Origin of the sequence: Lysinibacillus sp. SGAir0095, assembly GCF_005491425.1 — a bacterium.
Lineage (GTDB): Bacteria > Bacillota > Bacilli > Bacillales_A > Planococcaceae > Ureibacillus.
In genome coordinates this window covers 3,043,091-3,055,832 of record NZ_CP028083.1, presented here as the reverse complement: position 1 = coordinate 3,055,832, position 12,742 = coordinate 3,043,091, and the positions used below count along the sequence as shown (strand labels likewise).

13 protein-coding genes and 1 riboswitch are annotated in these 12,742 nt (G+C 37.7%); of the genes, 10 read left to right on the top strand and 3 right to left on the bottom strand.

Features of this window, described 5'->3' with window-relative positions:
* Window positions 1-82 precede the first annotated feature (82 nt).
* Window positions 83-286 (bottom strand): 2-hydroxymuconate tautomerase family protein, encoded by a 204-nt coding sequence (locus tag C1N55_RS15205; protein ID WP_107935080.1) that lies wholly within the window; start codon window positions 284-286, stop codon window positions 83-85.
* 121 nt (window positions 287-407) lie between these two features.
* Window positions 408-722, bottom strand: coding sequence for a thioredoxin family protein (locus tag C1N55_RS15200; RefSeq protein WP_137729593.1), 315 nt, complete (start codon window positions 720-722; stop codon window positions 408-410).
* Between the two features lie 278 nt (window positions 723-1,000).
* Here C1N55_RS15200 and C1N55_RS15195 point away from each other — a divergent pair, with 278 nt between their 5' ends.
* The 10 genes from C1N55_RS15195 (at window position 1,001) to C1N55_RS15150 (ending at window position 11,527) form a co-directional block, all read left to right on the top strand.
* A complete protein-coding gene (locus C1N55_RS15195; RefSeq protein WP_137729592.1) occupies window positions 1,001-3,385 on the top strand; it encodes a 3-hydroxyacyl-CoA dehydrogenase/enoyl-CoA hydratase family protein in 2,385 nt (794 codons plus the stop codon).
* 65 nt (window positions 3,386-3,450) lie between these two features.
* Complete coding sequence (locus tag C1N55_RS15190) at window positions 3,451-4,623, top strand: acetyl-CoA C-acetyltransferase (RefSeq protein ID WP_137729591.1); 1,173 nt, start codon at window positions 3,451-3,453, stop codon at window positions 4,621-4,623.
* A gap of 162 nt (window positions 4,624-4,785) precedes the next feature.
* On the top strand, window positions 4,786-6,567 hold the full coding sequence (locus C1N55_RS15185; protein ID WP_137729590.1) for an acyl-CoA dehydrogenase family protein: 1,782 nt from the start codon (window positions 4,786-4,788) through the stop codon (window positions 6,565-6,567).
* Window positions 6,568-6,781: 214 nt separating this feature from the next.
* Complete coding sequence (locus tag C1N55_RS15180; RefSeq protein WP_137729589.1) at window positions 6,782-7,138, top strand: arsenate reductase family protein; 357 nt, start codon at window positions 6,782-6,784, stop codon at window positions 7,136-7,138.
* Window positions 7,139-7,219: 81 nt separating this feature from the next.
* On the top strand, window positions 7,220-7,600 hold the full coding sequence (gene gcvH, locus C1N55_RS15175) for a glycine cleavage system protein GcvH (protein WP_137729588.1): 381 nt from the start codon (window positions 7,220-7,222) through the stop codon (window positions 7,598-7,600).
* Window positions 7,601-7,834: 234 nt separating this feature from the next.
* Window positions 7,835-8,191: a toprim domain-containing protein gene (locus C1N55_RS15170; RefSeq protein ID WP_137729587.1), complete on the top strand. Its 357-nt coding sequence runs from the start codon at window positions 7,835-7,837 to the stop codon at window positions 8,189-8,191.
* A gap of 43 nt (window positions 8,192-8,234) precedes the next feature.
* Window positions 8,235-8,546 (top strand): thioredoxin family protein, encoded by a 312-nt coding sequence (locus C1N55_RS15165; RefSeq protein WP_137729586.1) that lies wholly within the window; start codon window positions 8,235-8,237, stop codon window positions 8,544-8,546.
* Between the two features lie 50 nt (window positions 8,547-8,596).
* Window positions 8,597-8,702: riboswitch (SAM riboswitch) on the top strand.
* A 190-nt stretch (window positions 8,703-8,892) separates the two neighbouring features.
* Window positions 8,893-9,918, top strand: a complete 1,026-nt coding sequence (locus tag C1N55_RS15160; protein ID WP_137729585.1) for a methionine ABC transporter ATP-binding protein — start codon at window positions 8,893-8,895, stop codon at window positions 9,916-9,918.
* Window positions 9,911-10,579: a methionine ABC transporter permease gene (locus C1N55_RS15155; protein WP_137729584.1), complete on the top strand. Its 669-nt coding sequence runs from the start codon at window positions 9,911-9,913 to the stop codon at window positions 10,577-10,579. Before C1N55_RS15160 ends, C1N55_RS15155 begins: the two co-directional genes overlap by 8 nt.
* 78 nt (window positions 10,580-10,657) lie before the next feature.
* Window positions 10,658-11,527, top strand: coding sequence for a MetQ/NlpA family ABC transporter substrate-binding protein (locus tag C1N55_RS15150; protein ID WP_137729583.1), 870 nt, complete (start codon window positions 10,658-10,660; stop codon window positions 11,525-11,527).
* A 271-nt stretch (window positions 11,528-11,798) separates the two neighbouring features.
* Here C1N55_RS15150 and C1N55_RS15145 read toward each other — a convergent pair whose 3' ends face one another.
* Complete coding sequence (locus C1N55_RS15145) at window positions 11,799-12,701, bottom strand: glutamate biosynthesis transcriptional regulator GltC (protein WP_137729582.1); 903 nt, start codon at window positions 12,699-12,701, stop codon at window positions 11,799-11,801.
* Between the last annotated feature and the right edge of the window lie 41 nt (window positions 12,702-12,742).

The window sequence follows — 12,742 nt, the reverse complement described above, 5'->3', positions numbered from 1 at the left end:
TTCAGAGGAGTGTCTATTAGAAAGAGTCTATGCAAAAAATAGAGTGGAGAAGATGATTCGGTTTTCTCCACTAATATACTATTTATTTTCCTTCTTTTCTTCTGCTGGTTACAGTCTCTCCGGCGATGCCCCAGTTGTCGGTATCGACTTCGTCAATCACTACAACTGTTGTTGCGGGGTTTTTACCGAGTACATCTACAAGTAATTGAGTTGCGCCTTTAATGAGGGCAGCTTTTTTTTCTGGTGTCACGTCTTCATTGGTAATTTTGATATTTACATATGGCATTCAACTTCATCCCCTTAAATTCTATCTTAGACTAAATAATTTCCACTAATGTAAGCATAAAAAAAGCTATGAATAAAGTTTCTACAACCTATTCATAGCTAAAAGTCTACAAACTTAATAATTATTGAGCGTTTAAGAATTCTTTTACATCTTCAGGTGATTTTGCGTTTGCACTGTGTAAGTGTGCAAGTTTTTCACTGTTTTTGAAGATCAATAAACTTGGAATCCCCATCACTTGATATTTTTCTGCTAGTTCAGGGAAATCATCACGGTTCATTTCATACCATGTGTATTGATTGTATTCTTCAATAATTGGATCAATAAACATGTTCATGCGTGTGCAATCTGGGCACCAACCAGCGTAGAATTTTACAATCACAGGTTGTTCAGATGCGATAATTTCGTTAAATTGTTCATTTGTAGTAATATTTTGCATTATAATCACTCTCCTTATATGTAGTGTACACATTTTAAATTATTGGGAAAAGTATTTTGACTTAATGAATGATTGTTCATAAAATAGTAATAACTCTACTAATTTAGAAAAAATCATCTGAATTATTTAGAAAATTAAGTTAAAAGTGGTTGCTAAATTTAAGGAAATCATCTACACTAAGAACAGAAAAAGTGATTTAAAGAATTAAATTTTATGAATTTATTTTTTTTCGGCATAAAATGAATGAGTATTCATTCAAAGGATTAAGGGGGATGTTTATGTCTTACAAAATTCAAAAAGCAGCCGTACTCGGTTCAGGGGTAATGGGATCAGGAATTGCAGCACATTTAGCAAACATCGGGATTCCAACAATATTATTAGATATAGTACCAAGAGAGTTAACGAAAGAAGAAGAAGCAAAGGGACTTACACTGGAACACCCTGCTATTCGAAATCGTTTTGCGACTAGTGCAATTCAAAAATTGTTAAAGCATAAACCAGCACCACTCACATCCAAGAAAAATTTAGCACTAATCTCTGCGGGGAATTTAGAGGATGATTTAGATAAGCTAAAGGACGTTGACTGGATAATCGAAGTGGTGGTTGAAAACTTAGATATTAAGAAGAATCTATTTGAACGAATAGATTTGGTACGTAAACCAGGAACAATTATTAGTTCAAATACTTCCGGGATTAGCGTAAATGCCATGAGTGAAGGTCTTTCAGAGGATTTCCAAAAGCACTTTTTAGGTACACATTTCTTTAATCCACCAAGATATTTAAAACTATTAGAAGTCATTCCGACAGAACAAACGTTGCCAACGGTTGTTTCCTTTATGAAAACGTTTGCCGAAGATGTGCTGGGTAAAGGGGTTGTAATCGGTAAAGATACACCAAACTTTGTTGCGAACCGAATCGGCACATATGGGTTATTAGTGACATTAAGAGAAATGTTAGAGCGTGGATATTCAGTAGGAGAAGTTGACTCGGTAACTGGGACATTAATTGGCCGAGCAAAATCAGCTACGTTTAGAACTTTAGATGTCGTAGGACTAGATACATTCCTGCACGTAGCTAAAACTGTTTATGATCAAACTACTAGCGAAGAGCAAAAAGTATTTGAAGTGCCAGAACTTATGAAAAAATTAGTTGAAAATGGTTGGTTAGGTGCGAAATCAGGTCAAGGTTTCTTCTTGAAAAAGGGGAAAGACATTCTTGAGATTGACCCTGAAACTTTAGCATATGTACCAGCGAAAAAACTGCAAACACCTTCTATTGAGATGGCCAAACAAACAAAAGGTCTTCCAAATAAAGTGAAGACACTTGTTTATGCCAAAGATCGTACAGGTGAATTATTATGGAACATTTTTGCTCCAACATTACTTTACTCTGCTGAAATGACAGGTGTCATTGCTGATAGTATTGTGGAAATCGATAATGCCATGAAATGGGGCTTCGGCTGGACACAAGGCCCATTTGAAATGTGGGATGCTATCGGTGTTAAGCAATCCGTAGAAAAAATGGAAGCAGAAGGCAGGGAAGTACCTGGCTTCGTTAAGGAGTTTTTATCTCAAGGGTTTGAATCATTCTATACAGAATTAGATGGAGATTTAGCTTATTACAACGGATCTGAGTATGTGAAAGTCCCGGTTAATGAAAAAGTAATCGATTTAAAACGCTATAAGAAAAAACAAGGGGTTATTAAATCGAATTCAGGCGCTAGTTTAATAGATTTAGGGGATGGAGTTGCTTTACTAGAGTTCCACTCGAAATCTAATGCAATCGGACTAGACATTATCCAAATGCTGAATTTCGCAATTGATGAAGTTGAAGCCAATTACAAAGGGCTTGTGATTGGAAACCAAGGCAAAAACTTCTGCGTCGGTGCGAACCTGGGCATGATTTTAATGGAAGCTCAAGATGATAATATTTTTGAATTAGACTATACAATTCGTGCATTCCAAAAAGCGATGCGTCGAGTGAAATACAGTACAAAGCCTGTTGTGGCTGCACCATTTGGCATGACGCTGGGTGGGGGTTCGGAAGTTTGTTTACCGGCTGCTCATATCCAAGCATCCAGTGAAACGTATATGGGCTTAGTAGAGGTAGGGGTAGGTTTAATTCCAGGTGGTGGAGGTAATCTAGCACTCTATGAAAAATTCTTGAAAGGTCTACCAAACGGAGTGGAAATTGACTATCAAGCAATTGCCAATAAGGTGTTTGAAACAATTGCAATGGCTACTGTTTCTACATCGGGTGAAGAAGCACGCGACAATAACTTCCTAAGCTTTGCTGATGGAATTTCAGTTAATCCAGATCATTTAATCTATGATGCAAAACAAGCTGTACTTGCGCTTTCAGAGGCTGGTTATACAGCACCGGTTCCTAAAAAAGTGAAGGTTGTTGGCGCACCGGGTTATGCAACACTTTTATTAGGAGCACAGGGTATGTTCCAATCAGGCTTTATCAGTGAGCATGATTTGAAAATCGCGAAAAAGCTAGCCTACGTAATTGCAGGAGGACTTGTACCATACGGAACAAGCGTTTCAGAAGAGTATTTACTCAACTTAGAACGCGAAGCATTTTTAAGTCTTGTAGCTGATCCGAAATCACAAGCTAGAATGCAGCACATGCTTATCAAGGGGAAACCACTACGTAACTGATTTGTGAATTCATAAACTGTACGAAGACTGAATTAACATAAGCAATGAATAAGGGGGATACACAAATGCGTGAAGCCGTAATTGTAGCAGGTGCAAGAACGCCAATTGCTAAGGCGAAAAAAGGATCACTTGCAACCGTACGTCCTGATGATTTTGGGGCAATAGTAGTAAAAGAAACATTAAAAAGAGCTGGCTATGAAGGTCCTATAGATGATTTGATTATGGGTTGTGCAATGCCTGAAGCAGAACAAGGAATGAATGTTGCGCGAAATATCGGTGCATTGGCGGGGCTGCCAGATTCAACACCGGCAATCACAATTAACCGTTTTTGTTCTTCAGGTCTTCAAGCAATAGCTTATGCAGCAGAACGTGTAATGCTAGGCCATTCTAAAGCCGTTCTTGCTGGTGGAGTGGAATCAATGAGCATGATTCCAATGACAGGAAATACTGTCCGTCTTAATCCCAAGCTAGCTGAAGAAGCACCTCAATATTATATGAGTATGGGTCATACTGCTGAGGAAGTAGCCAATCGCTATGAAGTAAGCAGGGAAGATCAGGATGCTTTTGCAGTTCGTTCTCATGAATTAGCTGAAAAAGCGATTAAAGAAGGTAAATTTAAAGATGAAATCGTTCCAATTGAAGTTGTTCAGCATTATGTTGATGGCAACGATAAACTTCAATCGAGAACATTTACTTTTGATACAGATGAAGGGGTTCGACCAGGTACATCTGTGGAAGGTCTTGCTAAATTACGCCCAGCCTTTAATGTAAAAGGCTCTGTAACGGCAGGGAATGCTTCTCAAACATCTGATGGTGCTGCGGCTGTTCTTGTAATGGACCGTGAAGAAGCAGAAAATCAAGGATTAAAACCAATGGCGAAGTTTTTAGGCTTTGCAGTTGGTGGCGTTCCACCCGAAGTAATGGGAATTGGTCCGATTGAAGCAGTACCAAAAGCGTTAAAAATCGCTGGTCTATCAATTGATGATATCGACCTTTGGGAGCTAAATGAAGCCTTTGCTTCTCAATCGATTCAAGTGGTTCGCCATTTGGGAATTGATATGGAAAAAGTGAATGTTAACGGTGGGGCGATTGCTTTAGGCCATCCTCTTGGTGCAACAGGTGCCATTTTAACCTTAAAACTGATCCATGAGCTAAAACGTCAAGGCAAAAAATATGGCGTTATTACAATGTGTATCGGTGGCGGAATGGGTGCTGCCGGAGTAATTGAAGTTTTATAATTTATAAGTTTTGTTAATTTGTTGATTAGCTTTAGGCAATCGACTACTACCGTTGCCTCCGGGAGATGAGTGTCTAAAGCTTTTCTATATAAGATGGGAATATGAAAGAATCGCTTTCGAAGTGTTTTATGATCATTATTGAATAAAGGGGAGGAAGTAAAAATGGTTCAGACAACAAACATTATTAAGGGTGGAAGTTTTTTAATTGAAGATGTGGAGTTAGACCGTGTCATTACACCTGAGGATTTTACTGACGAGCAAAAAATGATCGCTCAAACAACGACAGATTATGTTGAAAACGAAGTAAAGCCAGTAGTTGAGAATTTAGAGCATCATGAATTTGAGCATTCTGTACGTTTATTGAAAAAAGCAGGGGAACTAGGCTTATTAGCAGCTGATGTACCTGAGGAATACGAAGGCTTAGAGTTAGATAAAATCTCTTCAGCTTTAATCGCGGAAAAAATGTCACCAGCAGGTGGTTTCTCTATTACTCATGGTGCGCACGTGGGGATCGGGTCATTACCGATCGTCCTATTCGGAAACCATGAACAAAAATCGAAATACTTGCCAAAACTTGCATCTGGTGAGTTAATTGCAGCTTATGCATTGACTGAACCAGGCTCAGGTTCGGATGCTCTTGGTGCCAAAACAGTTGCCAAGCTTAATGAGGAAGGTACTCATTATGTATTAAACGGGGAAAAGCAATGGATTACAAATGCTGGATTTGCTGATGTGTTCGTTGTTTACGCGAAAATCGATGGTGACAAATTCACTGCTTTTATCGTTGAACGTAATTTCCCAGGTGTATCTGTAGGTGCTGAAGAAAAGAAAATGGGGATAAAATCATCTTCAACGCGTACTTTAATTTTAGAAGATGCAGAAGTTCCTGTTGAAAACTTACTTGGAGAAGTTGGCCGCGGTCACGTAATCGCGTTCAATATTTTAAATATTGGTCGTTATAAATTAGGGGTTGGTACTGTAGGTGCGTCAAAACGTGCTTTAGAACTAGCAGTTGCTTATACAAACCAACGTCAACAATTTAAAACACCACTTTCAAGTTTCAATCTAACTAAAGAAAAAATCGCAACTATGGCTTCTCAGCTTTATGCTTCTGAATCTTTAAACTATCGTACTGTAGGTTACTTCGAGGATCGTTTAAGCCAGCTTTCAGCAGAAGAACAAAAAGATGGGAAAGCAATTGCTGGAGCGATTGCTGAATATGCGATTGAATGTTCGATTGCGAAAGTTTTCGGTTCAGAAACATTAGATTACATTTCTGACGAAGCGGTTCAATTACATGGTGGATATGGCTTCATGGCAGAATATGAAGTAGAACGTATTTACCGTGACTCTCGTATTAACCGTATTTTCGAAGGGACTAACGAAATCAACCGTTTAATCGTACCTGGAACTTTCATGAAAAAAGCACTAAAAGGCGAGTTGCCATTACTTCAAGTTGCTCAAAAGCTTCAAGAAGAGTTATTGATGCTAATGCCTGAAGAAATTGGTGATGAGCCATTAGCACAAGAGAAATATCTTGTGAAAAATGCTAAGAAAATCGGTGTATTAGTAGCTGGTGTAGCTGCTCAGAGGTTTGGTGCGAAACTAGAAGCTGAGCAAGAAGTACTTGTTAACATTGCGAATATTGCAAACCAGCTGTATGCAATGGAATCAGCTGTTATTCGTACAGCTAAAGCGATTGAGCGTGAGGGTGTAGAGAAATCGAAACAGAAAATTCTTTATACTGAAATCTTCTGTCAAGAAGCGTTTGCGGAAATCGAAAAAGAAGCAAAAGAAACCATCTTGGCATCAGTTGATGGAGACGCTGGAAAAATGACTCTTTCAGCACTACGTAAACTAACTCGAAGCAATCCTTATAACTTAATCTTGAAAAAACGCGAAGCTTCAGTAAAACTTATTGAAGCAGAAAAATATATCGTATAATTACCCGAGACGGGCATCCTAAACAAAGGATGCCCGTTTTTTAATTGAATAGTATATGTACCAGGTACACAAACTATTCTAACTATTCAGAATTGTGTGTGTACCTGGTACGCTATGAATTATTTATGTACCTGATACACATACAATACACACACAAGAATTCTCTGATATACTTTAGTTAGATGAAATTAATGATTGGTGAAGGAGCTTGTTAATGGTGCTTAAATTGATTCAATATCCGCGTTGTACAACTTGTAAGAAAGCAGAAAAATGGTTGAAGGACAATGATATTCACTTTGAAGCGATTCATATTGTGGAACAGACCCCATCGAAAGAAGAATTAAAAACAATCTGGGAAAAAAGTGAGCTTCCTTTAAAAAAGTTTTTTAATACATCTGGTATGAAGTATAAAGAATTGGGCTTAAAAGATAAATTAAGTTCAATGTCAGAAGATGAACAGCTGAAATTATTGGCTTCTGACGGCATGTTGATCAAAAGACCGCTTGTGACAGATGGAGAAAAAGTTACTTTAGGCTTTAAAGAGTCTGACTTCATCGAATCTTGGAAATAAAGCCATACTCTATCTTGTTTTTGGTTATGAAATATGTCAAACTTATCATGTATGAATTACATATATTTGGAGGGGTTTTTAGTGAGCACACCGAAAGATTTACGTTACTCTAAAGAACACGAATGGGTAAAAGTTGAAGATGGAAAAGTACGCATTGGAATTACACACTTTGCACAATCTGAACTTGGCGATATTGTATTCGTTGAACTTCCACAAGTTGGCGACGAAATTCAATTAAACGAACCATTCGGTAGTGTGGAATCTGTAAAAACAGTTTCAGAACTATACGCACCAATTTCAGGTAAAGTGGTTGAAATCAATAGCGAGCTTGAAGATAGTCCAGAATTTGTAAATGAATCACCTTATGAACAAGCTTGGATGATAGTAATTGAACCGGCTGATCTTTCAGAAGTGGAAGCTTTATTAACTCCTGAGCAATATGATGAATTAATTGACGCATAATATGAATATGATATAAAAAGAAAACGCCAGAAAACCACTGGCGTTTTTTTTACAATCTAAATATAATAAATAACCATATCTTTTATTTCACTGATCATTTGTAGACAGTCTCACAAAATCAGTGAGAAAAGACATCGATTTTCACTAATGAAAACCGTGCTTTTCAATCATTATCCTTATGCATATTTGAAGACGTTATTTAGCTGTGTTACTACAAATCGTGGGGTGAAGCAAATGATAGTTGATAAGTGTATAATTGTTGAGGGTCGATCGGATAAGTTAAACATTGCACCAATCTTTGCTGAGGATGTTAAAATTATTTGTACGAATGGTACGATTAGTGAGGATGCCTTATTAGATCTTCTGGAACCATTTGAAGAATGTAAACTCTATACGTTATTTGATGCGGATAATTCAGGAGAAAAGTTGAGAAAGCTAACAAAAAGAATTTATTCTGAGGCTGTTCATCTTTTCATACCTCGAACATATATCGAAGTGGCGAATGCTCCTAAAAAAGTGTTGGCAAATTTGTTAAGTGATGCCAAATTCTCGGTGCATAAGCAATATTTATCTTCATCAATTGAGACGTAAATAGTTGTATTATTACCTAAACGAACGAGTAGGATGATGGTTAATGAAAGAATGGACAATTGAAAATTGGGCGCAACAACAGGAGAAAAATTCCTTAGTTGCCTTTTATCTATATACGCCGATGTGTGGAACTTGTGCTGTCGCATCGAAAATGATGGATGTTATCGAAAACCTTTTGCCAGATTTACCTCTAGGCAAGGCAAATATTAATTACTTAGGAAATTTAGCAATGGATTATCAAATTGAAAGTGTTCCATGTTTACTAATCAGTGAAAATGGAAATGTCGAAAAAGTATATGCTTTCCAATCTGTACCATTCCTCTATGAGAAGTTGAAAAAAAGTGTTGACGCATAGAGAACTAACATGGTAAAGTAACATCCATAATCTAAAATTTAATATCGTAACTCTTATAAAGAGCGGTGGAGGGAAGTGCCCTATGAAGCCCGGCAACCATCACATTTTGTGAAAAGGTGCCAAGTCACGCGAAGTGGATACTTTGGAAGATAAGAGAACGGTTAACGTAAACAATACAGTTACGTTCCCTTCTACTTGTCTTGGTAGAAGGGATTTTTTGTTTTCAAATAATTGCTAGATTATAAATTTCACAATCGCTAAATGGGTAAACTGAAAATACCTTCAAGTATAGATATAAGAATACATAGTTACGGTTCGCTATAGAACGCATAGTAAGGAGTCGCATATGATTGAACTTAAAGACATATCGAAAATATATAAAACAAAAAATGGAGAGATAACAGCTGTCAAGGATGTTAATTTATCCATTAACAAAGGTGAAATATTTGGAATTATCGGTTATAGTGGCGCAGGAAAAAGTACAATGATTCGTTTACTTAACGGTCTGGAAAAACCTTCCACAGGGACGGTAGAAGTGAATGGTCAGGTAATTTCTTCTATTTCAGGTTCGCTGCTTCGCCAAGCAAGACAAAAAATCAGTATGATTTTCCAGCATTTCAATCTGCTATGGTCGCGTACAGTTGCAGAGAACATTGCTTTTCCATTAGAAATTGCAGGAGTTTCGAAGGCAGAACGAACAAAACGTGTGAAAGAGTTAATCGATTTGGTTGGTTTAACTGGAAGAGAGAATGCTTACCCATCTCAATTATCGGGTGGTCAAAAGCAGCGTGTGGGGATTGCAAGAGCCCTTGCAAATAATCCGGAAGTATTGCTTTGCGATGAGGCAACAAGTGCCCTTGATCCAGAAACAACGGATGCAATTTTGGAATTATTGCTAGACATCAATAAGCGTCTCGGGCTAACGATTGTACTTATTACACATGAAATGCATGTCATTCGCAAAATTTGTCGACGTGTAGCGGTAATGGAAGCTGGACAAGTAGTTGAATCGGGAGAAGTGCTACAGGTCTTCCAAAATCCACAAGCTGAAATCACTAAGAATTTCGTGATGCAGGTTTCTGGAACAAAAGAATCCAAGGAATCAATCGAGCAAATTCTAGTCAACTACCCAACAGGGAAACTAGTGAAACTGACGTTTATTGGGAATAAAACGGAACAGCCAGTCATTTCACAAATTATTAAGGAATTTGATGTTGAAGTGAATATTGTTCACGGAAATATTACACAAACTACAAGTGGCCCATATGGAACATTAATTGTACAAATCGATGGGAAACCAAATCAGGTTGAAGAAGCATTTAAACTTTTAGAGACGAGAGAAATTCAAGCGGAGGTGATTGACCATGTTTAATCAATTATTTCCGAATGTTGATTGGGTAAAATTGTGGGAAGCTACCTACGAGACATTATATATGACGGTAATTTCTACAGGAGTAACCTTTGTACTTGGACTAGCAATTGGAATATTGCTGTTTTTGACAAGCCCACACCAAATTTGGGCAAATAAAATGGTTAATTTATTAACAGGATCTCTTGTTAATATATTCAGATCTATCCCATTTATCGTATTAATTATTCTTTTAATTCCGTTTACAAAATTCCTGCTTGGAACAATCCGAGGAGTTGAGGCAGCATTACCTGCACTTATTATTGGGGCTGGACCATTTTATGCTCGACTAGTATTAATCGCCTTAAGAGAAATTGATAAAGGTGTCATTGAAGCGGCTCGATCAATGGGAGCGAAAACTTCAACAATTATTTGGAAGGTATTAATTCCAGAATCCCTACCAGCATTATTTTCTGGTATTACGGTGACTGCAGTGGCATTAGTTGGATACACGGCAATGGCTGGAATTATCGGAGCTGGCGGATTAGGAAACCTGGCATTTATTGATGGCTTCCAACGTAGCCGTGATGATGTAACGCTTATGGCAACGATTGTCATTTTATTAATCGTGTTTATTCTTCAATTTATTGGAGACTTTATAACAACAAAGACTGATAAACGTTAACAACTATTTTTTGGTAATTGGTGCTGACGGTTTGGCCGTTCACATATAGAAGAAACAGGAGAAAAGGAGAAAGACTATATGAAGAAATTTTTATCATTCTTATTATTATCAGTAGTTGTACTTGCATTAGCTGCATGTGGAACTGCTAAAGAAGAGGAAACAAATACTTCTACAAATGGGTCTGCAGATGGAGAGGCAACTGAACAGAAAGAATCAGTAACTTTAAAGGTTGGTGCTTCTAACGGGTTACATGATTTAATCTTAGAGCAAGCAAAACCAATTTTAGCTGAAGAAGGAATCGAATTAGAAATCGAACCTTACCAAGACTATGTAATGCCTAACCAAGATTTAGATTCTAAAGAATTAGATGCAAACTATTTCCAACACATTCCTTATCTTGAAACTGAAATTGCTGAAAAAGGCTATGATTTCGTTAATGCTGGTGGCATCCATATTGAACCAATCGGAATTTACTCACAAAAATATAAATCTTTAGACGAACTTCCGGATGGCGCTACAATAATTATCTCAAACTCAGTATCTGACCAAGGGCGTATTTTATCTCTTCTAGAAGCTAAAGGGTTAATCACTCTAGCTGATGGAATCGATAAAACGGTAGCTACAGTAGATGATATCGTTGAAAACCCTAAAAATTTAGAGATTGACGCTAGCTCAGCTCCTGAAATGCTAGTAACGTATTATGAAGAAGGCGAAGGGGATGCTGTAGTAATCAACTCGAACTTCGCAATCGATGCAGATATTAATCCTTTAGAAGATTCAATTGCCATTGAAGGCTCAGAATCTCCATATGTAAACGTAATTGCAGTTCGTGCTGAAGACAAAGATAACGAAGCAATCAAACGCTTAGTTGAAGTACTGCACTCTGACGCAATCCAACAATTCATCATTGATGAGTGGGGCGGCGCTGTAGTACCGGTAAACGAATAATTTGAATTGGTGAGGAAAATGATTTTTTCCTCACCGTTTTTTTATTTTAAAGATACTTGAGAGAAAAATTAATGAACTGCATTTGGGAAGGGAAATTGGCTAGATATGCATTACATAAAAGTAATGAACACACGTCAATGCAAATTGACATGTTCTATCCCCTTTTGAAGCAAATTTAGACGTAACTCACAAGAGATATACTCTATAAATAACCACATAAAAAACACCCAGAAGCTAATATAGCTCTGGGCATTCATTTCACATCGAACCTCTATAAAAATTGATTCAACCTTGAGAAAAAGTTCTCGATGAATTTCAAAAATACTTGTTCAGAAGGTCCCAGTTCACGGTTTGTAGGATAGATGACGCCTACAGTTCGTGTAATAGTTGGATTTTCAATCGCCATCTTCACGGTGAAGCGAGGGGTAGAATCATAAAGTGAGCTTTCAGGAAGTAGAGTAATTCCAATACCGGCAGCCACTAACCCTTTTAAAGCGTCCATATCCTCGCCTACAGAAGTAATGCTTGGTACGAATCCTGCCGCTTTACAAGCATCTACAACCACTTTATTCAAAATATAGCCTTCTGGGAAAAGAACAAAATTCTCTTTTCGGATATCTGGCAGAACGATTTTTTTAGCATTTGCTAATGGATGGTTCGCAGGAAGCAGGGCGTGAATTTTTTCACTAAAAAGAATTGTTGAATTTATGCTTTCGTCACTTGGTGGAACAGGGCCTAAAAAAGCAATGTTGAGCTCTCGGTTCTTGACAGCATCGATTAAATAACGATAGGAACCTTGACGTAAATGGAAAAGTACATTCGGGTACTCTTTTTTAAAGGCGGAAATAACAGTTGGTAAGACGTAGCTTGCGAGGCTTGTAGGAAAGCCTATTTTGATAGTCCCTTTAGCAGGATCTAAATATTCTTCTACTTGTTTGACAGCAAAATCGATTGCCTTCAATGCGGTAACAGTGTGTTCCAAAAAGATTTTACCAATTGGTGTTAGCTTCACATTTCGACCAACTCGTTCGAAAAGTGGTGTGCCTAGCTCATCCTCAAGGTTTGCAACTTGTCGACTCACTGCAGATTGGGCGACGTGTAAATGTTCGGCTGCTTCGGAGATATGTTCTCTTTCAGCTACCTCAACAAAGTATCGCAATTGGCGTAATTCCAACGTTTCCACCTCATTTATCTAAATATTAGATTAATTCTATC

Excerpts from the sequence above, each read along its gene's own strand:
- C1N55_RS15180 (WP_137729589.1), top strand. The coding sequence starts at position 6,782 with ATGGTGCTTAAATTGATTCAATATCCGCGTTGTACAACTTGTAAGAAA.
- C1N55_RS15190 (WP_137729591.1), top strand. The coding sequence starts at position 3,451 with ATGCGTGAAGCCGTAATTGTAGCAGGTGCAAGAACGCCAATTGCTAAG.
- C1N55_RS15150 (WP_137729583.1), top strand. The coding sequence starts at position 10,658 with ATGAAGAAATTTTTATCATTCTTATTATTATCAGTAGTTGTACTTGCA.
- C1N55_RS15160 (WP_137729585.1), top strand. The coding sequence starts at position 8,893 with ATGATTGAACTTAAAGACATATCGAAAATATATAAAACAAAAAATGGA.
- C1N55_RS15200 (WP_137729593.1), bottom strand. The coding sequence starts at position 722 with ATGCAAAATATTACTACAAATGAACAATTTAACGAAATTATCGCATCT.
- C1N55_RS15170 (WP_137729587.1), top strand. The coding sequence starts at position 7,835 with ATGATAGTTGATAAGTGTATAATTGTTGAGGGTCGATCGGATAAGTTA.
- C1N55_RS15195 (WP_137729592.1), top strand. The coding sequence starts at position 1,001 with ATGTCTTACAAAATTCAAAAAGCAGCCGTACTCGGTTCAGGGGTAATG.
- C1N55_RS15185 (WP_137729590.1), top strand. The coding sequence starts at position 4,786 with ATGGTTCAGACAACAAACATTATTAAGGGTGGAAGTTTTTTAATTGAA.
- C1N55_RS15155 (WP_137729584.1), top strand. The coding sequence starts at position 9,911 with ATGTTTAATCAATTATTTCCGAATGTTGATTGGGTAAAATTGTGGGAA.
- C1N55_RS15205 (WP_107935080.1), bottom strand. The coding sequence starts at position 286 with ATGCCATATGTAAATATCAAAATTACCAATGAAGACGTGACACCAGAA.
- C1N55_RS15165 (WP_137729586.1), top strand. The coding sequence starts at position 8,235 with ATGAAAGAATGGACAATTGAAAATTGGGCGCAACAACAGGAGAAAAAT.